Origin of the sequence: Shewanella electrodiphila, assembly GCF_023283985.1 — a bacterium.
Classification (GTDB): domain Bacteria; phylum Pseudomonadota; class Gammaproteobacteria; order Enterobacterales; family Shewanellaceae; genus Shewanella; species Shewanella electrodiphila.
The window spans coordinates 172,100-193,925 of sequence record NZ_JAKIKU010000009.1 but is presented as its reverse complement, the minus strand read 5'-3'; the positions used below and the strand labels follow the sequence as shown (position 1 = coordinate 193,925).

The following is a 21,826-nucleotide window of genomic DNA, read 5'->3' as shown; positions in this document are numbered from 1 at the left end:
AATATATTCGTTGTCTGCATAATCCCTGTAAGTCACGACAAAGGAGCGCTAAATGTCTATTGTGTTCAACGTATCATTATTTTCAGTATTCATGTTTACCCTGTTGAATCCTGTATATGCCCAAATAGAAACCCAAAAATTACCAGATACCGGCCAAAGTGTTCAATATGATGTAAAGGGAAAGCCTTTATCCATCTCTAATAGTAGCTTGTATACTGGTCAAGACGCTTCAATTGAAGGTAACTCATTGAGTTATAAAGATAATGAAGATGGAACGGTGACAGACTTAAATACCGGGTTAATGTGGCAGAAAAGCCATGATACGACCAAAAGGAATCTAGCTGATTCAATTAAAGTGATAAACAATATGACCTTAGGTGGTTACGATGATTGGCGTTTACCTACAATTAAAGAACTGTATTCACTGGCTAATTGTGATGGGCAACTAATGAAGCCTGAAAGTGGTCAGGAGAGTCGTCCGTACCTTGATACCGCTTATTTTGATTTCAATTATGATAAACGTATTCCATTTGCTGGCGCTTTCTGGTCAAGTACTGTTTACAATAAAAGTGCAGTGCAAAACTTTACTGCACATGGCGGTCTTCAGGGAGGGTTCGGCTTTAACTTTGCTGATGGGCATATTAAATCATATGAAACAGGCTTGTTTTTCGATCAAACTACCATTCAAAAATCTGACCATATGTTTGTACCTGGCAATTTTGTACGTGCAGTTCGCAATACTACAACGCTCTATGATATGGACTATATTGATAACAATAATGGCACTATCACTGACCAATCAACTGGTTTGATGTGGGCTAAAAATGATAGTGGTCAACAAATGGATTGGGTCAAAGCTCTAGCTTTTGCAGATAACGCTTTGCTTGCAGGTTATAGCGATTGGCGATGACCCAATGCCAAAGAGCTTCAATCATTAGTTGATTATGAGAAAAAAGACTTACCAGCAATAAACACTGAGATTTTTAACGTGACCCAGACTGAATTTAAATCACAAAAGGACGCCTATTATGTTTGGACGAGTACGACTCAAGGCGACTTTAAACACACTGCTGTTTATATTTCGTTTGCGCAAGCTTGGAGCAAGAAAGACTCAAATGCTACAGAATATTTTGATTGGCACGGGGCTGGTGCGCAACGAAGCGATCCGAAAAGTGGTAAACCATCGGATTATGAACTTGCTTCTGTAATGGCAAGTGATTACATTTCCATAAATAATTGGGTCCGCTTGGTTCGTGACGCTAAATAATTAGCATTGAAATTTAACCGCCGCATAGGCCAGTTTGTTCTACTGGCCAATTAAAATTATCTTGTTAAGCGGCTAGATACATTTGTTCCTTTCTAATTATCTATTTACTCGTCTTGATACTGTTGATTAAGCTTTGCATATCTACAATGGGCTTATGTATTTTATTATCATCACGATGAACAACTAAGATGTGACAAACCCCCGACTTCAAATAATTGAGTCGGTTTTAATCGATAGTATTTTGCTTCTATATCCTTTGATAATTCCGCATAAGGTTGTGTCATTACGTCCTGCAGTTCGTGCAGCAATTCATAATTTCCTTCAACGGCTTGTTGATAAGCAGGTACAACAAACCACTCACGCAAAATATATTTGGGATTTACAAGTTTCATATGTGCAGATATTTCTTTGGTCGATTGTGGTCCAGAAACATTGTTATTAGTACTGTTAGCAATACTATTATCACCACTGATATCACTAATGCTAATGTTGATTAGTACTTTCCAATCATCAAGCCACACTTTCCAGCGATGATTCAATGTTTGTTCATCTGCCCCGCCTGCTAAATCGGAATAAAAACTTTTTTGCAAAGGGGTTATATCGTCTGGAATAGAGGAGAGCTCTCGGAAGAAAATAGTATAATCAACCTTCGTTTGCTTCATCAGCTTGTCTAGCTCACTGAGCATCGAGTTGTAAAGTTGCTGATGATTATTCATGTTTAAATGTTCAAAGCCGAGCTTTTTTGCCCACATGGTATTCATTTGTGTATGCATGACATTTGAAAAACCTTCTTGAATTTCATCAAATTGTCTTAAAAAATCATGCTCAGCAGATAACAACGGACGTAAAGCTGAACAAAAACTATCAAAGTTTTTTTGTGCTGCGTTAGGTTGGTTCATCAAAGCAAAATGTAGTCCTCCACCTGTCCAAGGCGAGTATTGAGGATCAAAAACATCACAAAAACCAAAGGGGCCATAGTCAAGTGTGTAACCACCTGCTGCACAATTATCACTATTGAAATTACCTTGGCAAAAACCAACTCGGATCCATTGTCCGATGAGCGATGTTAGCCGACTTCTAAACTCTTTTGCCAATAAAATTATTTGTGCAGCTAAAGGAAGCTCCTTATCGATTACATCAGCGTATTCACGCTGTATTAAATGTAACACTATCTTTTCGAGTTCTTGCAATGCATTTGCGTGTTCTTGATGACGGACACGTCGAGCAAAAAGCTCAAGTTGTCCAACACGAATAAAGGACGGTGCGACGCGCGTTGTAATCGCAACAGATTCGGATATTAATATATCAGGATTTTCCGAGCGTGAATCTTCTGAGTACCATGGACGTTGTACTTTATCCGTTGAAACATACAAACTTAAAGAACGCGATGTAGGTACACCTAGAGCGTGCATATGCTCTTGAGCTAAAAACTCACGAATACTTGAGCGTAATACAGCTCGACCGTCAGCACCTCTACAGTATGGTGTTCGCCCGCCTCCTTTTAATTGCATTTCCCAACGCTGGTCGTTGATAACGGCCTCAAATACTGAGATCGCGCGACCATCGCCATAGCCATTACCCGTTTGAAATGGGCATTGCTGAATATATTCAGTACCGTAAATAGAAAGCGCATAACCAGTTGACCACCCTACTTGACGCATAGGCTCAGGAACCTGAGACAAGTCTCCCGAAAATAGACGTACAAAATCAGGGGACGTCGCCAAACTGTCGTCAAAACCAAGTTCTAAAAACAAGTTTTTACTGTGTGCAACGTATTTGGGATTTGTAATTGGAGTCGGTCTAACTGGGACATAATGGCCTGAGAATACTTGTCGAGGTTGGTAATCAATACCGCTACTTGTAGCATCTGGATCTCTATGTAAGCTATCCAAAAGTGAATAACTTGCTGAACTAGCGAGTTGAGTTAATGTTGTTATTTTCACGCTGTTTTGTTGAGACTGACGATTGGACATATATAGTTATACCAAGATTGATAAGAAAATTTTCAATGCATTGTTTATCCTAACGGTTCAGTTGATAAGTTAATAGTTTTAACCAGTAACAAAAAAATAATCATCTTAAAAAATGATGTGCGTTAAGGATGTCTCTTTAGTAGTAATGCTTTAGGATGCGTGACTAAAATCAAGTGACAGTAAAATAATTTCCAATAAACATGTGTAAGTTTGAATAACGATTAACGATTTGAAGCATGCAGTATGACTAAACAATCAATTAAACAAGCAATGAAACAAGCAATAGCAACATTGATAGAACGTAGAATGTTGCTGACTGATAACCTTGTTAAGGTAGAAATCTAAACACTTAATGGGATACCCATTATGTCATTGATGCAGACGATATAATTACAATATGAGATAAAGCATATCGATGACATGATCAAAACTAGAACGACTTATCCAGCTAAATCAGAATCTATATAAGCTTGAGAATAATCTAGAAGTAGAATGTGATATTTGTGGAGAATCGATTCTAAAGCACTTAGCTATTCTAGGTGTATTGAAGCATTAAATTGAATGCTAAAAACAAACACAAACACAAAGCCTACAGAAATGGCTTGGATTTTTATGTAAGTTTAAAATTTAAACAATGTTTGATGAGGCACAAGCGGATGATAGTTGCTTATAAGCTTTAGGTTATATCAAATTGCGTTTTTATAGATTGTGCGAAACGAATTATGAGTATGCTATAAAGAAGCTAACCCTTTTAAGTCTAATCCCTAATATTTTAGTCCTAAATAGTGTCTAATCGTTACGAAACATTGAAATAAGCTGCTCATCTATCAGTTCAGGTGATTGATGGTTAGCTGTCACAGCCTCGTCACAATACACGCGTTTCTTACAAGACATCAAACATAGCTGCCACAGCTGCTTTTTTGTTTCTATATCTAAACTTTTAATATCTGCAACGCAGATGTGTCCACTTTGGATAAGCGAAGCCATTTTATCAAGTGGAATAGAAATATTAAGTTGTGTCATTGTGTTGTCCTCAAAAATTCAATATAGCAATTATATATTAATGAGAATGATTATCAACACGATTTAAGCTGTTAACTAATATTTTTATGTTAATTGCCTTATTATTGGTTATCAGCTAAAAAATCGAACCAGGTAGACTTGCTGACCCCATCTTGTTTATAGCTCACTATTGTTCGCCAAACCATATAATTACTGCTGCAAGATCCATAAATTGCAGTTCCCTTGAATGATTTTTGATCATCGGTTTCTAGTCTGACTGGAATAACGCCCATAAACATATCGCGACCTTCAATTCTAATCTGTACATCGCTCACAGGTACTGAAAACGTAAGTTGGATGTCTAATGGTTTTTCACTTGGTGTGAAAACAGGGTTTATCATGAGAGACACGGTTTGGTTGTTTACACTTTGTTCACAAACTTCTTTAGCAAATTGACATAACGTTTGATCAACAACTTCACTTTTGCTTACTTCGATTGGAGGTTGAGAATCGCATCCTACTAAATTAGCAATAAAAAATAACAAGAAAGCACACTTTGTTAAAAATCGCACAAATAATAACCTCATGATTCAAATTGATAACATTATCTTTAGGAAATTGATCTGGATCAAGTTTCCTCAGGTTCTCTGAGTATCTTTTTTGACGCAGCTCAAGTATCATTGCATTGCCTCATGATAGATACAAAAAACATGAGGTAACACCTTGACAGCGCGTTAAAAAGCAACTTCATTTTAGGTTGTTTTTTCAGCGAATGTCAGCCTAAACAGGTAAAGTTCTTCTTTACTATAATTAAAAGTAAAAGTAATAAGCCGTGGAAGCATTATGATGAATCATTCCCAGCCTACAGGCGCTGATTACAACTACACTATTGTTCGCCAATTCGCATTAACCACAGTTTTGTGGGGAATCGTTGGTATGGCAGTTGGTGTATTGATTGCGGCCCAGTTAATCTGGCCACAACTAAACTTTGAAACATCATGGTTAACGTATAGTCGTCTTAGACCGCTACATACGAATGCTGTGATTTTCGCGTTTGGTACTTCAGCCCTTTTCGCAACATCCTACTATATCGTACAACGCACCTGTCAAACCCGATTATTTGCACCTAAATTAGCTGCATTTACATTCTGGGGTTGGCAAGCCATTATCCTCTCAGCTGCAATCACCTTACCAATGGGTTTCACCTCAGGTAAAGAGTATGCAGAACTAGAGTGGCCTATTGATATCGCAATAACCATTGTCTGGGTTGCTTATGCAGTAGTGTTCTTTGGCACAATCATTAAACGAACTACGTCGCACATTTATGTTGCTAACTGGTTCTTTGGTGCTTTCATTATCACGGTAGCAGTACTGCACATTGTTAACTCAATGGCGGTTCCTGTGAGCTTATTCAAATCATATTCCATGTACTCAGGCGCAGTCGATGCGATGGTACAGTGGTGGTATGGACATAATGCGGTTGGTTTCCTACTAACTGCAGGCTTCTTAGGGATGATGTATTACTTCGTACCTAAACAAGCTGGTCGCCCTGTTTACTCTTACCGTCTTTCTATCGTCCATTTCTGGGCATTGATTGCATTGTATATTTGGGCTGGTCCACATCACCTTCATTATACTGCGTTACCTGACTGGACTCAGACTCTAGGTATGGTGATGTCGTTAATCTTATTTGCTCCATCTTGGGGTGGCATGATTAATGGTATTATGACGTTATCAGGTGCTTGGCATAAGTTACGTACCGACCCAGTTTTACGATTCTTAGTTGTTTCATTATCTTTCTATGGTATGTCTACCTTCGAAGGACCAATGATGGCGATTAAAACAGTAAACGCCCTTTCGCATTACACAGATTGGACTGTTGGTCACGTTCACTCTGGTGCATTAGGTTGGGTTGCGATGGTTTCTATCGGTTCGCTATATCACTTAATACCTGTGTTATTCGGTCACGGCCGTATGTACAGTACTAACCTAGTGAATGTGCATTTCTGGTTAGCGACGATTGGTACCGTATTATACATCGTAGCAATGTGGATTTCTGGTGTGATGCAAGGTCTAATGTGGCGTGCAGTTAACTCTGACGGTACATTAACTTATAGCTTTGTTGAAAGCTTAGAAGCTTCTTACCCATTCTACTTTGTCCGCTTTATTGGTGGTGTGTTCTTCTTAACTGGTATGTTCATTATGGCGTACAACGTCATTCGTACCGTTAATGCACCTAAAGATACTTTGCCAGCATTAGCTGAAGAAAAAGCATAAGGAGCAGAACGATGAAATTTAATCATGAAATTATCGAAAAAAACATCGGTCTGCTAGGTATCTTTACTGTTATTGCCATCAGTTTTGGTGGTTTAGTTCAGATCACTCCGTTGCTATTTTCTAAGGATACAACTGAACCAGTTGAAGGGTTAATTCCGTATACTGCCTTACAGACTGAAGGTCGTGATATTTATGTCCGTGAAGGTTGTTATAACTGTCACAGCCAAATGATCCGCCCTTTACGTGCTGAAACAGAACGTTATGGCCATTACTCTGTAGCTGGTGAGTCAGTTTGGGACCACCCATTCCAGTGGGGTTCTAAGCGAACTGGACCTGACTTAGCTCGAGTTGGCGGTCGTTACAGTGACAAATGGCATGAAGTGCATTTGATTAACCCTCGTGATGTCGTTCCACAGTCTAATATGCCAGCTTACCCTTGGTTAGCTGAAAATAAACTAGACGGAAAACTCACTGGTAAGAAGATGCAAATCTTAAGTAATTTCCATCCGGATCATAACCTGTATACCGAAGAAGAAATTGCTGGCGCTCAAGCGGCTGTTGAAGGCAAAACTGAATTAGAAGCGTTAATCGCTTACCTTCAGTCTTTAGGCCACGCGCTGAAATAAGGAGGCAATTATGGATTACGGAACGTTACAAGGTATTCTTACCATTATTGTTATGGTCGTATTTGCTGGCATCTTTTATTGGGCGTATAGCTCTAAAAGCAAAGCTGGTTTTGATGAAGCCGCTAACCTGATTTTTTCTGACGAAGAAATTAAGAGCCAAACTAATCATTCAGGAGATAATAAGTAATGAGTATCTTTTGGAATGTGTGGATTATTTTTCCGACGCTATTAGTTATTGCTGGTTGTTTCTTTCTTTTACGTGCTTGTTCAAAGAACAAGACCGGAATTGAAGAAGGCGAATCAATGGGTCATACCTTTGACGGTATTGAAGAACTAAACAACCCACTACCAAAGTGGTGGGCATACATGTTCTATCTCAGTATTGTTTTTGGCCTGATTTACCTAGCGTTATACCCAGGTCTTGGTAGTTACCAAGGTTTATTTGGTTGGACGAGTTCTAACCAAAGTGTGGGTTACGAAGAAGGTATTAAAGCTGACTCGAAAGCTGCTGTTGAACTCGCTAAAGCTGAAAATCGTTTATCACAATATGACCGTGAAGTTGCGGCTGCTGATGAAAAATATGGTCCTATCTTTGCTGCATATCTAGCGACGCCGTTAGAAGATTTAGTTAAAGATGAAGAAGCATTAAAAGTTGGTGGACGTTTGTTCCTGCAAAATTGTGCTCAATGCCATGGTTCAACAGGTAGTGGTGGTATTGGTTTCCCTGATTTAACTGATGGTAATTGGTTATACGGTGGTGAACTAGCCACAATTAAGACTTCTATCATGAACGGTCGTAACGGTATGATGCCTCCAAAAGGCGGTTTACCGATTGAAGACAGTGAAATACAAGGCTTAGCTGAATACGTGTTCAAACTATCTGGTCGTGACCATGACGCTACGTTAGCAGCGCAAGGTCAAGGTTCATTTATGAAAGGCTGTTTTGCTTGTCATGGAATGGACGGCACTGGTAATAAGTTTATGGGCGCACCTGATTTGACTGACAATGCTTGGTTATACGGTGGCAGTCGCTTGCAAGTGATGCAATCAATTGCAAACGGTCGTGCTGGTGTTATGCCGGCGTGGAACGACATCTTAGGTGAAGAAAAAGTTCACGTAATATCTGCTTACGTTTATAGCTTATCAAACAAATAGTTACACCTCGGTAACATCAAAGGCTTCGTGAAAACGAAGCCTTTTTTTTAAGTGATTCTTAAGCCTTTTCAAGGTAAAATAACACAATAATAATTCTTAATATTTAGGACCTTTTTATGTCTGATGTTCAACCCTGGTATAAGCATTTTTGGCCTTGGTTTATTGTTGTTCTACTTCTTGTCGTTGTCATTAAAAGTATGGTGGCAATGAGCATTGCAATTGATAATGCAGACTCGCTGGTTTCTGATGATTATTATAAAGAAGGTAAAGCCATCAATATGGATTTACGTAAAATTAAGCAAGCTAAAAACTTAGGTATGCAGTTTTTAATTGAAGTTCATGACCATGAATTAAAAATTTCCCAGCACGGCGGCCCTGAATACCGCGCCGCACTTCAAGTCAGTTTCATTCACCCGACTCTTGAAGACAAAGATTTTAGAATCAATGCGACTGCAGATGGTAACGGTGATTTCAGAATCGGATTATCTGAAGCAATTTCAGGTCCGTGGAATGTAAGATTACAAGGCTTTGATAATAGCTGGCGTATCCAGCAACGTATTGATATACAAGATGATGTAGAATACTGGTTGAATTAATCTTCATGCAAAATTGCTTTCACTGTAATGAACCTGTTTTAACTGGTAGCGAATTTACAACCGTTATTGATAATCAGGCACAACCTATGTGTTGTCCTGGTTGTCAGGCTGTATCGCAAGCCATCATCGACTCTGGGTTAAGTAGCTATTATCAATTTAGAAGTGAACCAGGCAGTAAGCAAACTGCGCTTGTTCCATCTGAGTTGGCTCAATTTTCTGCGTATGATCTTCCTGAAATCCAACAAGACTTAGTCCATTCAAAAGATAACCAAAATACGCTTTCAGTTTCTATCGAAGGGATAACTTGTGCAGCTTGTGCTTGGCTAATTGAACATAAATTAAAACAGCTTCCTGGCATAATTAGCATTGCGGTCAACTCTACTACCCAAAGAGCATTAGTCTGTTGGGATGACTCTCGTGTAAAACTCAGTGAAATACTATCAGAAATCAGCCGTATTGGTTATCAAGCTGCACCCTATCAAATAGATGAACAAGAAAAACTCAGTAAACAAGAATCGCGAAAGTTTCTACTTCGTCTTGGACTAGCTGCATTTGTCACCATGCAAGTGATGATGTTTGCACTGGCTTTATATTCTGACTACTTCATTTTAGAAGATACTGAAATGAGGGATTACTTTCGCTGGGTCAGTATGACGCTTGCCGCTCCTGTGGTCTTTTATTCTGCTCAACCTTTTTACTTCAGTGCCGTTAGAAGTTTGCTCGGCGGTAAGGTCAATATGGATTTGTCCGTTTCTTTAGCTATCGCTGGCGCTTATATAGCCAGTTGTATCGCGACAATAAACGGCACTGGTGAAGTGTATTTTGAGTCTGTCACCATGTTCACTTTCTTTTTGCTATTGGGGCGTTTTTTCGAACAAAAAGCAAAACAAACCGCATCCGTCAGTTCGAGTAATCTACACAAACTCGTACCGTTAACAGCTAATTTAATATCTGATTCAATTAATAACTCCTCTACTAGTGAAGCAACTGAAATTCCAGCTAAACGATTAAAAGTTGGAGATACCATTTTAATCAAGCCTGGTGAAGTCGTTGCTGCTGATGGGATCATATTATCAGGTAAATCAGGCTTAAATGAATCAATGTTAACTGGCGAACAAATGCCATTTATCAAAAGTGAGCGAGATACCGTGTATGCTGGCACTATTAATGTAGACCAACCTATTACTGTTCAAGTAACCGCATTAGGTCAAGATCAATTAGTCGCTGAAATTATCCGTTTACAAGAGGTAGCCTCAAATACGAAACCTAAAATTGCCTTGCTCGTTGATAAATCTGCCAGCTATTTTTCAACGGCCATCATTGCTATAGCGGGGATCACCTATTTTAGTTGGCTATTTATTTCACCAGATGATGCTTTCTGGGTCATGTTATCGGTATTAGTCGCTACCTGCCCTTGTGCACTTGCGTTAGCAACACCAACAGCAATCACATGTTCTACGGCAATATTTACCAAACTGGGGATTATTGTTCAAAAAGCGGGCGTATTTGAGAAACTACCATTAATCGAACATGTCGTATTTGATAAGACCGGCACATTAACGTGCGGAACTGTCTCTATTCAAAAAACAATCATTACAGATGACCTTGTTAATGAGTATTCAGCTCTTAATTATGCTGCAGCGCTTGAAATGGGTTCTATTCATCCAATCGCAAAAGCATTTGCACCATTTGTTAACTCAGAGATTACCGCAACAGAGATTATCCACCATGTTGGGCTAGGAATATCTGCCAAGGTTAATGAACATACCGTCAAATTGGGTAATGCTCAGTTTGTCGGCCTCGATGCGTCACATTGTAAAGGCCAATTACTTTGGTTATCTATTGATGACATAATAGCTTCCTGCTTTATTTTGCAAGATGCTATCCGTATTGATAGTGCACAAGCTGTAACAGAACTTCAGGCGTTAGGTATTCAAGTCAGTATAGCAAGTGGCGACAGCAGTAAACATGTCACTGAAATAGCCCGCCAATTAAATATTCAACAAGCTTATGCAGGCTTAAGCCCACAAGACAAACTTGAATTGATAAATAATTTACAACAAAAACAGCATGTTGCTATGTTTGGTGATGGTATCAATGATGCACCAGTACTCGCTGGTGCCAACTTGTCTGTGGCAATGGGAAGTGGCAGCGCAATAGCTAAAAATAGCGCTGATTTAATTTTACTTGGCGATCATCTTTCTAAATTTATTCAAGCAATAAAACTTGCTAAACTAACCAATAGAATAATAAAACAAAATCTAATTTGGGCGTTTGCTTACAACATCATTATATTGCCGTTAGCCGTAACTGGTCATGTCGTACCGTATATAGCGGCGATTGGTATGTCGATAAGCTCAATCATTGTTGTTTCTAACAGTCTGCGCCTGCTAAGGGTAAAACTATGAGTATCATCTACGTATTAATTCCCATTGCCATGCTTTTCGTCGTGGTCGCTGTAGCCGTATTTTTTTGGGCGGTAAAATCAGAACAATTCGATGATCTTGATAGGCAAAGTGTGTCGATATTATTTGATGAAGATAAGCCTACTGTGACTACAGATAATACTAAGACGCTCAATGATGACGTGGTAACTGCTAACTCTTTTGATGATGAGCTAATTAATTCGGATAAATCTGCAACCCAAAAGACTCCGCAAATTGATTGAATATAATGTATGGGGAGCATTCCTGGTCGGATTAATGGGCGCTGCACATTGTTTTGGAATGTGTGGTGGTTTAATTGGCGCTTTTGCTACTAATTTACCAGCAACATCTTCAAATCGTTTAGCAAACCAATTAAGTTTTTTACTCAGTTATAATTTTGGCCGTATTGCGAGTTACACGATTGCAGGTGCGTTGGCTGGAGCAAGTAGTGCCGCATTAGGCTACATGTTCGATGTTGACAGTTATCTCATTGGTTTAAGAATACTTGCCGGCATTATGATGATAATAACTGGACTTTATATTGCCCAAATATGGTTCGGAGTCGTCCATATTGAAAAACTTGGTAAAGGTTTATGGTCGTTACTCAAACCTATTGCTAATAAATTGTTGCCGATTAAAACCCGGTTTCAAGCAACGATTGCAGGGATGATTTGGGGATGGTTACCCTGTGGTTTAGTTTACAGTACCTTAACCTGGTCAGTTGCATCAGGTGATGCATTGAACGGAGCTTTGGTGATGTTTGCTTTTGGCCTTGGAACACTGCCTGCATTGTTAAGTGCTGGATTAACCGCTAAAAAATTAGCTGGATGGGTTCAAAAAAAGCAAGTACGACTTTTAAGTGGGATCTTGATTGTAGTATTTGGCTTACAAACTATTTATATCGCCATCATGCAGCTAAACTAGCTCAAGCTTTGTTATTAGTTTAACATGGTATTGTAGTAATTAATTGAGAGTATATATGCCTACAGATCAAACTAAACAGCTTCGTGCATCTACTGGTGGTTGTGCAATTCATTGTCATGATTGCAGCATGGAGTCACTTTGCATTCCTTTCACGTTAGATAATAACGAACTAGATAAACTAGACGAAATTATTGAACGTAAAAAACCAGTACAAAAAGGCGACCAGATATTCAAGTCAGGTGATCCTCTCAAATCCTTATTTGCTATTCGCTCTGGTACAATCAAAAGCTTCACTATCACTGAGCAAGGTGATGAACAAATTACCGGATTCCATTTAGCTGGTGACGTTATAGGCTTTGATGGCATTCATTCTCAAATTCACCAAAGTTTTGCGCAAGCTTTAGAAACTGCAATGGTGTGTGAAATCCCATATGACACATTAGATACTCTCTCTGGCACAATGCCAAAGCTTAGACAGCAAATAATGCGTTTAATGAGTAATGAGATCATGGGCGACCAAGAAATGATTTTGTTATTGTCGAAGAAAAATGCAGAAGAACGTCTTGCTGCATTCATCAATAATCTTGCAAATCGTTTCGGCAGTCGAGGCTTCTCACCTCATGAATTCAGGTTAACGATGACCCGTGGTGATATTGGTAACTATCTTGGTTTGACGGTTGAAACAATTAGTCGATTACTGGGCAGGTTTCAAAAAGCAGGTTTGATTGAAGTCAAAGGCAAATACATCACTATTATTGATCATGTTGCACTCAGCCAATTAGCTGGAAACTCAAGAATTGCCACTTAATTGAGTTAATTTTCATTTTATGATCTAACGCAACGACATCACCGCAGTTAAGAGTGATAGTAATATAAAATAGCTTGGAGGTTTTATGAAGGATTATAATAAGATTTTGGTAGTCATTAACCCAATGACTGACCATCAACCTGCTCTGGCTAGAGCCGTTGAACTTGCTTCTAAGTCCAATGCATCTATCACTGCATTTCTCACCATTTTTGATTTTTCTTATGAAATGACTTCAATTCTTTCAAGCCACGAAAGAGAAGCGATGCGTCAGGGTGTTATTGACCAACGCGAAAGCTGGTTAGCTGAAGCTATTTTGCCTTACGCAAAATCAGGCTTAACGATTGATACTAAAGTGGTTTGGCATAACAGACCTTTCGAAAGCGTTATAAAATACGCCATCGAACAAGATGTCGATTTATTAGTAAAAAGCACCCATGAACACGACAAACTAAAGTCTATTATTTTTACTCCAACTGATTGGCATTTATTACGTAAAGCCCCTATTCCAGTATTAATGGTAAAAGATCATGATTGGCCAGTGGCTGGTAAAATCTTATGTGCAGTAAATGTGGCTTCAGAAGATGATGAGCATTCAACACTCAATACCAAAATAATTGAAAATGCGTTGAATCTTGCAGCTAAATTCTCAGCCCAAATCCATTTAGTGAATGGTTACCCTGGTACGCCGGTTAATTTGGCCATTGAGTTACCTGAATTCGATGCAGCAAGTTATAACGATACCGTCAGAATGCAGCATGAACAGCGAATTCAATATTTGGCCAACAGTTTTAATATCCCTTTAGAAAACTGCCATGTAGAAGAAGGTTTACCTGAAGATGTCATTCCTGAGCTTGCCTTAAAACTCGATGCAGAATTAGTCATCTTGGGGACTGTGGGCAGAACTGGTTTTTCAGCAGCTTTAATTGGTAATACCGCTGAACATGTCATCGATAGTATCAATTGTGACTTACTTGCAGTTAAGCCTGAGGGTTATAAATCACCTCTTGAAGACTAAAGTCTTTACCATCGGCTTGAATGCTGGAATAATACGCGCCCTGAAACGATAGTTACTGGGCGCTTTTTAATGTCTGAAATGCAACAACAAGAAAAACACTTGGCAGATCGCCAAGCTAAATTAGAAAAGAAATTACGTCATGATGTTGGTCGTGCGATAGGAGACTATCAAATGATTGAAGATGGTGACGTTATCATGTGTTGCCTTTCTGGCGGTAAGGACAGCTATGCAATGCTCGACATCTTGTTGAACTTGCAAAAGCGTGCACCAATTAAATTTGAAATTGTTGCAGTTAACTTAGATCAAAAGCAGCCTGGATTTCCTGAAGATATTTTGCCTGCGTACTTAGATACGTTAGCAGTGCCATATCATATTCTTGAAAAAGACACTTACTCAATCGTTAAAGATAAAATCCCTGAAGGCAAGACAACATGCTCTTTATGTTCTCGTCTGCGTCGCGGAACTTTATATGGATTTGCACAACGTATTGGTGCGACAAAAATTGCTCTAGGTCATCATAGAGACGACATCATTGAAACATTATTTTTAAATATGTTCTTCGGTGGAAAAATGAAAGCAATGCCACCTAAATTGTTATCAGATGACGGTGCTAACATGGTTATTAGACCTTTAGCCTACAGCAAAGAGAAAGACATTGCAGAGTATGCAGAGCTGAAAAAATTCCCTATCATCCCTTGCAATCTGTGTGGTTCACAAGAGAACTTAAAACGTGGCGCTGTAAAGGATATGTTGAATCAATGGGATCGTGACTTTCCAGGTCGTATTGAAACAATTTTTACTGCGATGCAGAACACGTCACCGTCTCAAGGTGTTGATAGAAACGCTTTTGATTTTATCAGTTTGCAGCGCGATGCAGATGCTCCTTTATCCGGCGATGTAGCCGAATCTGATTTACCTGCTTTTGATTTTCTAGATACCACGAATAATGGTCATATCAATTTAGATGAAGCAGCTAAAATAAATATAGTGACAACTTACAAACCGTAAATGGTTGATCTGTTCTTGCAAAAAAGAAGCCCTCAACTGAGGGCTTTGTTTTTTCTATGCTTTGCTATTTCAACGGTTCAAATGACATAAGGGCTGACAACAAAGGGCATGGCATTAAAACTTAAGGCTTTTAGGTTTGCTAATTGTTCAGAAGTGAGTTGTAACTGGTTTGAAATTGATTGTGCTTTACCATCAATTGTTGCGATAACAGGTAAGTCGGAATCCGAAAAGCTAAATGTAAGTCCAGTAATTGGTTTACGGAAATACTTCATTGGGAAACCTTGCTGACCATCTAACAATGCATCCATATCATCCTTAACTGCCATAAGTTCCGCTTGAACATACTCTTGTTGAGTTGACTTAGCACGTACTTGCATTGCAACACCACAAAGTGAAGAGTCCCCTTCTACTTCAATATTTAACAAACCTCGGTCTGACTTTAATTGTGCATCAAATGGCAAATATAAACGCTGGTGTTTATCGTAAGTCAGTGGGAATTCATCTTTTTCAGTGGTGATGTTACCTGAAAGCATTTTACAGTTATCATTTTTAGGTACGCTAAAAGCAATTTCAACCAACTGATAATTATGTTTATTAACTTGTTTTAGTCTTTCATAAAAACCTGCATATGGAATAGAAACAGAATCAGCGATCGATGTTGGACTTAACAACACGAAAGCGACTAACATTGGTATCTTTACTAACTTCATTTTCTATAATCCTGCTAAATACGCTTTGTTTTGGCGTAACATCTCTAGTAGTTCATCAATATAAGCATCTTTACGTTCTGAGTAATGAATGAGTCCGAAAACTAATTTCTCAGCTGAAGGTTCGATATTTTGTGAACGTAAGTCAGCTCTCATTGATCTTAATAAACGGTATGCTGAATTGGTGTTTAAATTTAACATGTAAGCTGCTATTGAATCTTCAGGTGTATCAAACGACGCTACTTCATGGTTCATTCCTGCTTTTCTGGATAAAGGCACTAAACCGCAACCTTTAGAAAAACACCATTGTCCGAAGTAATTGTTGCCTTCTTTAGCAAACCTAGAGCTGCCCCAGCCTGTTTCGTTTGCTGCTTGTATTAATACCATTCTTGCTGGCACGGTATCGACTCTAATTAACAAGGGCGTTAAGGTTGTGTCGTCAAACTTTTTTACAGAGTAATTATATTTCTGTGTTAATTGTTTTAGTTTAAAGATTTCGGCATCGGTTAATGTTTTTTCATTGGCTAGGTTTGCCAGGATGACTTTTAAAAAATTTCGTTCTTTTAAAATAAGCGCATTTTGATGATTTACAGCTGGCGTCATATAATCAAAAAACACTTGTTTTTTAGTTGGAATATCACTGATCTCAGTAAAATTAGGAATTGTTTCTTGTTCTTTCTCATTTTGCTGAATTTCTGGTGTTGATACTAAAATTTTCTCCAGTGTAGGAACAAGCCAAACACGGATCAAAATAATGCTAATTATAACAACCCCTAACCCAAGGGTGAACTTACCCACTCTACCTGTTCTCAAAAACAATCCTTCCTAAATAATTTTCATTGATTATACCGAGAATCATAACTAAAAGCAGTCTTGTGTTTGTGCTATTATTTTAAGTATGCATTTTTAGCATCAGACGATAGCTAGAAATGTAGAAATGACATTATCCATGGTCGCATTAAAAGTCATCAAGAGTATGAAAGGAATCAAAAAATGATGAACCAACCATTACAGCAATATGATCACGTCATCGCATTGGGCGGAGGTCATGGTTTAGGCAGAGTCCTTGCTGCATTATCCTTTTTAGGACCCAAGTTAACTGGAATTGTAACAACAACTGACAATGGCGGTTCTACTGGTCGTATCCGCCAAGATCAAACAACTATTGCATGGGGGGATTTACGCAACTGTTTATCACAGCTCGCCAATCGTCCTTCTATCGGCACCATGTTATTTGATCATCGATTTAATGGCGATAATGAGCTAAATGGCCATAATCTTGGCAATATTATTTTGTATGCACTAGAACAACTCTGCGTCAGACCTCTTGAAGCGATTAAATTAATCAGAACCATTCTGAAAATTGATACTCGTATTATTCCCATGTCTGAAGAACCCACACATTTAACTGCACTAAATGTCGAAGGTCAGATGATATTTGGTGAAACGAACGTTGATGAAATGAGTGAGGTGCCTAGTTCACTAAATCTCGAACCTCAGGTAACAGCAACTTGTGAAGCCATTCAAGCTATTAATAAAGCAGAGCTGATAATCATTGGCCCAGGAAGCTTTCTCACTAGTGTATTACCTCCTCTTTTACTTCCAGCAATTGCTACTGCCATTTCCAATTCAAATGCTCAAATTATTTTCATCGATAATTTAACAAACGAAGTTTGTGCAGCAAATAAACTGTTGTTAGAAGATAAATTAAACTGGATAAACCAATTGTTGGGAAGAAATGCTGTCAATAATGTCATCAGTCACGCAGAACATATTGATGTTGGTGAATTTGTAAGTTTTTTTCCGCTTGTCAGTGATCACCATGCGGGTTTACATAACAAAGAAGCTTTAGCTACTGCATTATCAACAGTCATGAACAAATCAACTTAAATTAAGCTTATAAAAAAGCCTATAAGTATTTGCTTATAGGCTTAGACAGTAATCACAATGTGTTTGTTATCTGACGGATTTAAATAACCTGCGCAATCGCTTTACAGATAACCGGAATATTTTGTTTTGTCATACCCGCAACGCTGATACGTCCTGAACCCACAATATAGACAGCAAACTCATCTTTAAGTCGATTGACTTGATCTTTATTCAGTCCAGAAAAACTAAACATACCATTTTGACGAGAGATGAAACTGAAATCTTGGTCAACGCCTTCTGATTTTAATGTCTCAACAAACAAAGTACGCATTTCGGCGATGCGTTGACGCATTTCGGTCAATTCAGATTCCCATTCTTGACGAAGAGAATCATCTGATAGGATAGTACTCACAATCAAACCGCCATGTGCTGGTGGATTTGAGTATGTTGCCCGAATAGTTTTCTTGATCTGGCTAAAGCTTTTTTGGGCTGCGTCTTCATCAGCAGCAACAATAGTAACTGCGCCAATACGTTCATTGTATAAGCCAAAGTTTTTAGAAAATGAATTGGCAATTAATAGCTCTGGTACTTTTGCAGCAACAATGCGTAAACCTTGAGCATCTTCTTCAATTCCCGCGCCGAAACCTTGATAGGCAAAATCAAATAAAGGTACAAGTTCTTTATCTGCACAAAGTTGACCAACAATTTCCCATTGTGCAGCATCTAAGTCGATACCAGTCGGGTTGTGGCAGCAACCGTGTAATAAAATAAGATCACCAGCTTGAGCACTTTGTAAATCAGTAATCATCGCATCAAAATCCATATCATGGGTTTCTGCTTTGTAATAGCCATACTCTTTTATTGATAAGCCAGCAGTTTGAAATATGTTTTGATGATTAGCCCATGTTGGGTTACTTACCCATAAGGTCTTAGATTCAGTATTCCTAACAAGAAATTCAGCGGCAACTCTTAATGAGCCTGTTCCGCCTGGTGCTTGTGCAGTGAAGGCTCGCTTGTCATTAATGATGTCGCTGCCTTGTCCAAATAGTAAAGTTTGAACGACTGCATTGTATTGCTCTACACCTTCGATCCCTAAGTAATTTTTCGTTTTCTCAGCTTCTAATAAAATTGCTTCAGCTTTTTTAACAGATTTAAGTACAGGGGTTTGCCCTGCTTCATCTTTATAAATACCAACACCTAAATTGACCTTTTCACTACGTGTGTCTTTTTTAAATGCATCTGTTAAACCTAAGATAGGATCGGCTGGAGCTTGAGGGACCTGAGAAAATATCATTACTTCTTTCCTTCGTATGAAGTGAACCACTATTTTTAGTATTTATACCATTGAATAGGTTTTTGAAATAGTGACTTTTGGTCATGAACAAAGAATTAGTTCACAGTTTGAACATTTGACATTTTAATTAGGTTTTAAATGGATATTTAATAACGTATTGATGATTTTTCATATTCATAAATGACTATTTATAGATATGGCTAACAATTCGACTAAGCGTCTTAGTTTGAAAATCCTATGGAATTTGATGTTAAACATCTCACTTTAACGACATAAGAAGCCATCGTTAGCGTAAAGCATGTTGATGCCTTCGTATCTTGCTTATGTATCATATTCTTGTATTAAGAATATGGTACCCGAGGCAAGAGATGAACTGTCACGCCCGAATTTAAAACGACGAGGGATTTTATCCTTCTTCAATTACTCAAATGTCAGATACAAAAAAGCCCTGTTAACATCAAAAATGTTGAGGCTTTTTGCATCTTATTTACGTATGCAAGCTCTTTAAAAGAGAATATGGTACCCGAGGCCTGAGATGAACTGGCACGCCCGATTTTAAAACGAAGAGGGATTTTACCTTTCTTCAATTACTCAAATTTCAGATACAAAAAAGCCCTGTTAAAATCAAGAATGTTGAGGCTTTTTGCATCTTATTTACGTATGTAAGCTCTTTAAAAGAGAATATGGCACCGGAGGCCTGAGATGAACTGGCACGTCTGGTTTTAAAACGATGAGGGTTTTATCCTTCTTCAATTACTCAAATGTCAGACATAAAAAAGCCCCGACTAATGTCGAGGCTTATTTATAATGGTACCCGAGGCCAGACTTGAACTGGCACGCCTATTAAGCGAGGGATTTTAAATCCCTTGTGTCTACCGATTCCACCACTCGGGCAAAAGTGTTGTTTTAACCGTCTAGTTTAAAGCACTAAACAATTAAACAAAATTGTGGAGGCGCGACCCGGAGTCGAACCGAGGTCGACGGATTTGCAATCCGCAGCATAGCCATTCTGCCATCGCGCCGTTGTTTGATTGGAGCGACATATCGGGTTCGAACCGATGACCTATACCTTGGCAAGGTATCGCTCTACCAACTGAGCTAATGTCGCATATCAAACAAAACACTTAGTTAAAACGATAAATCAATTTGTCCCTGAGTGCGGAATGGAATTCTACCGTTTTACGCAAATGTGTCAATGCAGAATTACTATATTTTAGGGCTTTTATAACCGTTTGATGTATAAATCAACGTATTGAACAATTATTGTCTATTAAACCATGACAGCCAACAAAAAAGGCACTTCTACTAAGAAGTGCCTTTTAAATGATGGTTCTTAACTGAGTAAGTTTACGCTTCTGGTAAAGAAAGCGTTGTAAGTCCAAGCATCTTTTGCATGACGCCGACTACTTGACAGCTATAACCGAACTCATTGTCATACCACACGTATAAAATAGCACGTTTGCCATCAGCAATAGTTGCTTGAGAGTCAACAACACCAGCATAGCGAGAACCCACTAAGTCGCTTGATACAATTTCAGTAGAATCAGTGTAATCAACTTGATTTTTCAACTCAGAAGTCAATGCGATATCTTTTAGGTATTCATTTAACTCATCGCGATTAGTTTCGCCGTTTAAGTTAACACTGATAATGGCCATTGAAACATTTGGTGTCGGTACACGGATAGCGTTACCTGTTAACTTACCTTCCATTACAGGTAATGCTTTTGCAACCGCTTTCGCTGCACCTGTTTCAGTAATAACCATGTTTAATGGCGCACTTCGACCACGACGGTCAGCACTATGATAGTTATCAATTAAGTTTTGGTCATTCGTATACGAATGGATTGTTTCAACATGTCCGTTTTCAATGCCATACTTATCATTCACTGCTTTTAATACAGGTGTAATAGCATTGGTTGTACAACTTGCTGCCGAAACAATCATATCCTCAGGAAGAATATCATTTTCATTCACACCGTAAACGACGTTCTTAATTGCACCCTTAGCAGGAGCGGTTAACAGTACTTTACTTGCACCTTTACTCTTAAGGTGAAGACCAAGACCATCTTCATCTTTCCAAATACCGGTATTATCCACAACAAGCGCATTATTGATGCCGTATTGTGTGTAATCTACTTGATCAGGTGAATTAGCGTAAATGATTTGAATATATGTACCATTAGCAATAATGGCGTTATTTTCTTCGTCTACTTCAACAGAGCCATTGAATGGACCATGAACTGAGTCACGACGTAATAAACTAGCACGCTTTTCTAAATCACCTTTTTTACCGCCACGTAAGACGATTGCGCGTAAACAAAGCTTATTACTTTTACCCGTTTTTTCAATCATTAAGCGGGCTAATAGACGGCCGATACGTCCAAAACCGTATAAGACAACATCTTTAGATTCTACATCGTCACCAAAGTTTAAGCCTTGCTCTAACTCTTTAGTCATGTAGGCTTGAATTTGAGAAGCATCAGCATTATCACGCCAGTAATTAATAGCTAACTTGCCAATATCCACTTTACAGTGCTTTACTGATAACTTGCTTAATGCTTCAACGAATGGAAAGCTTTCACGAAGGCGTAATTTTTCGCCAATATGACGACGAACTAGGCGATGCGCTTTAATAATTTCAATTGTAGATGCGTTTAAAAGTGGTTTACCATAAACTAAGACTTCAACGCCTTGATTACGATATAGTTTACCAAGTAAAGGCTGCATAGCCTCTGCCATTTCGAAACGTTCTTGCCAACTTTGTAGGTGTTTATCAGCGCTCATTAAAAAGATCCTTTATCTCACATTTCAGCGTAGGGTGCAGAAAGCATTGAGTAACAAAAAGAAAAGACCAATAGTCATTATTTGATAGGGTTATC

20 protein-coding genes, 3 tRNA genes and 1 pseudogene are annotated in these 21,826 nt (G+C 38.6%); 14 read left to right on the top strand and 10 right to left on the bottom strand.

Annotated features, from left to right (window positions below):
• Positions 1-52 precede the first annotated feature (52 nt).
• Both L2737_RS16480 and L2737_RS16475 read left to right on the top strand, forming a co-directional pair.
• Entirely contained in the window at positions 53-910 is an 858-nt protein-coding gene (locus L2737_RS16480) for a DUF1566 domain-containing protein (protein ID WP_248956432.1), read from the top strand.
• 12 nt (positions 911-922) lie between these two features.
• A pseudogene (locus tag L2737_RS16475) lies at positions 923-1,267 on the top strand (Lcl C-terminal domain-containing protein); the annotation flags it as partial.
• 170 nt (positions 1,268-1,437) lie between these two features.
• Here the strand turns inward: L2737_RS16475 and L2737_RS16470 are convergent.
• The 3 genes from L2737_RS16470 to L2737_RS16460 form a co-directional block, all read right to left on the bottom strand.
• A complete protein-coding gene (locus L2737_RS16470) occupies positions 1,438-3,240 on the bottom strand; it encodes a protein adenylyltransferase SelO (RefSeq protein ID WP_248956430.1) in 1,803 nt (600 codons plus the stop codon).
• Between the two features lie 789 nt (positions 3,241-4,029).
• Positions 4,030-4,263, bottom strand: a complete 234-nt coding sequence (locus L2737_RS16465; RefSeq protein WP_102527321.1) for a hypothetical protein — start codon at positions 4,261-4,263, stop codon at positions 4,030-4,032.
• A 101-nt stretch (positions 4,264-4,364) separates the two neighbouring features.
• Entirely contained in the window at positions 4,365-4,814 is a 450-nt protein-coding gene (locus tag L2737_RS16460; protein ID WP_248956429.1) for a hypothetical protein, read from the bottom strand.
• 271 nt (positions 4,815-5,085) lie between these two features.
• On the opposite strand from L2737_RS16460, the gene ccoN reads away from it, so the two are divergent.
• The 11 genes from ccoN (at position 5,086) to ttcA (ending at position 15,077) form a co-directional block, all read left to right on the top strand.
• Positions 5,086-6,519 (top strand): cytochrome-c oxidase, cbb3-type subunit I, encoded by a 1,434-nt coding sequence (gene ccoN, locus L2737_RS16455; protein ID WP_102527319.1) that lies wholly within the window; start codon positions 5,086-5,088, stop codon positions 6,517-6,519.
• An 11-nt stretch (positions 6,520-6,530) separates the two neighbouring features.
• Positions 6,531-7,145: a cytochrome-c oxidase, cbb3-type subunit II gene (gene ccoO, locus L2737_RS16450; RefSeq protein WP_229368690.1), complete on the top strand. Its 615-nt coding sequence runs from the start codon at positions 6,531-6,533 to the stop codon at positions 7,143-7,145.
• A gap of 10 nt (positions 7,146-7,155) precedes the next feature.
• Complete coding sequence (locus L2737_RS16445) at positions 7,156-7,332, top strand: cbb3-type cytochrome oxidase subunit 3 (protein WP_102527317.1); 177 nt, start codon at positions 7,156-7,158, stop codon at positions 7,330-7,332.
• Positions 7,332-8,300: a cytochrome-c oxidase, cbb3-type subunit III gene (ccoP, locus tag L2737_RS16440; protein ID WP_102527316.1), complete on the top strand. Its 969-nt coding sequence runs from the start codon at positions 7,332-7,334 to the stop codon at positions 8,298-8,300. The genes L2737_RS16445 and ccoP overlap by 1 nt, the downstream gene beginning before the upstream one ends.
• Positions 8,301-8,416: 116 nt before the next feature.
• Positions 8,417-8,896: a FixH family protein gene (locus L2737_RS16435; protein WP_102527315.1), complete on the top strand. Its 480-nt coding sequence runs from the start codon at positions 8,417-8,419 to the stop codon at positions 8,894-8,896.
• 5 nt (positions 8,897-8,901) lie between these two features.
• Positions 8,902-11,304: a heavy metal translocating P-type ATPase gene (locus L2737_RS16430; RefSeq protein WP_283108378.1), complete on the top strand. Its 2,403-nt coding sequence runs from the start codon at positions 8,902-8,904 to the stop codon at positions 11,302-11,304.
• Positions 11,301-11,564, top strand: coding sequence for a cbb3-type cytochrome oxidase assembly protein CcoS (gene ccoS / locus L2737_RS16425; protein ID WP_248956428.1), 264 nt, complete (start codon positions 11,301-11,303; stop codon positions 11,562-11,564). The genes L2737_RS16430 and ccoS overlap by 4 nt, the downstream gene beginning before the upstream one ends.
• Complete coding sequence (locus tag L2737_RS16420) at positions 11,557-12,246, top strand: sulfite exporter TauE/SafE family protein (RefSeq protein ID WP_248956427.1); 690 nt, start codon at positions 11,557-11,559, stop codon at positions 12,244-12,246. The genes ccoS and L2737_RS16420 overlap by 8 nt, the downstream gene beginning before the upstream one ends.
• Before the next feature lie 55 nt (positions 12,247-12,301).
• Positions 12,302-13,054, top strand: coding sequence for an electron transport transcriptional regulator EtrA (gene etrA, locus L2737_RS16415; protein ID WP_102527312.1), 753 nt, complete (start codon positions 12,302-12,304; stop codon positions 13,052-13,054).
• Between the two features lie 85 nt (positions 13,055-13,139).
• Positions 13,140-14,069 carry a universal stress protein UspE gene (gene uspE, locus L2737_RS16410; RefSeq protein WP_102527311.1) on the top strand — a complete coding sequence of 310 codons (930 nt, stop codon included), beginning with the start codon at positions 13,140-13,142 and terminating at the stop codon, positions 14,067-14,069.
• A gap of 69 nt (positions 14,070-14,138) precedes the next feature.
• Entirely contained in the window at positions 14,139-15,077 is a 939-nt protein-coding gene (gene ttcA / locus L2737_RS16405; protein WP_248956426.1) for a tRNA 2-thiocytidine(32) synthetase TtcA, read from the top strand.
• A 77-nt stretch (positions 15,078-15,154) separates the two neighbouring features.
• Here the strand turns inward: ttcA and L2737_RS16400 are convergent, their stop codons facing one another.
• Both L2737_RS16400 and L2737_RS16395 read right to left on the bottom strand, forming a co-directional pair.
• A complete protein-coding gene (locus L2737_RS16400) occupies positions 15,155-15,787 on the bottom strand; it encodes a DUF2987 domain-containing protein (protein WP_229368684.1) in 633 nt (210 codons plus the stop codon).
• 3 nt (positions 15,788-15,790) lie between these two features.
• Positions 15,791-16,597, bottom strand: coding sequence for a glucosaminidase domain-containing protein (locus tag L2737_RS16395; RefSeq protein WP_248956425.1), 807 nt, complete (start codon positions 16,595-16,597; stop codon positions 15,791-15,793).
• Between the two features lie 180 nt (positions 16,598-16,777).
• On the opposite strand from L2737_RS16395, the gene yvcK reads away from it, so the two are divergent.
• Positions 16,778-17,674 carry a uridine diphosphate-N-acetylglucosamine-binding protein YvcK gene (gene yvcK, locus L2737_RS16390; protein WP_248956424.1) on the top strand — a complete coding sequence of 299 codons (897 nt, stop codon included), beginning with the start codon at positions 16,778-16,780 and terminating at the stop codon, positions 17,672-17,674.
• A gap of 79 nt (positions 17,675-17,753) precedes the next feature.
• Here yvcK and L2737_RS16385 read toward each other — a convergent pair whose 3' ends face one another.
• From L2737_RS16385 to L2737_RS16365, 5 genes are all read right to left on the bottom strand, one after another.
• The gene (locus L2737_RS16385) at positions 17,754-18,947 is read right to left on the bottom strand and encodes an amino acid aminotransferase (RefSeq protein WP_248956423.1); all 1,194 of its coding nucleotides are present in this window, start codon (positions 18,945-18,947) and stop codon (positions 17,754-17,756) included.
• 808 nt (positions 18,948-19,755) lie between these two features.
• Positions 19,756-19,841, bottom strand: a tRNA-Leu gene (locus tag L2737_RS16380).
• 54 nt (positions 19,842-19,895) lie between these two features.
• Positions 19,896-19,969: transfer RNA gene (locus L2737_RS16375), tRNA-Cys, on the bottom strand.
• A 10-nt stretch (positions 19,970-19,979) separates the two neighbouring features.
• Positions 19,980-20,055, bottom strand: a tRNA-Gly gene (locus L2737_RS16370).
• Between the two features lie 239 nt (positions 20,056-20,294).
• Positions 20,295-21,731, bottom strand: a complete 1,437-nt coding sequence (locus L2737_RS16365; protein ID WP_229368680.1) for a glyceraldehyde-3-phosphate dehydrogenase — start codon at positions 21,729-21,731, stop codon at positions 20,295-20,297.
• Between the last annotated feature and the right edge of the window lie 95 nt (positions 21,732-21,826).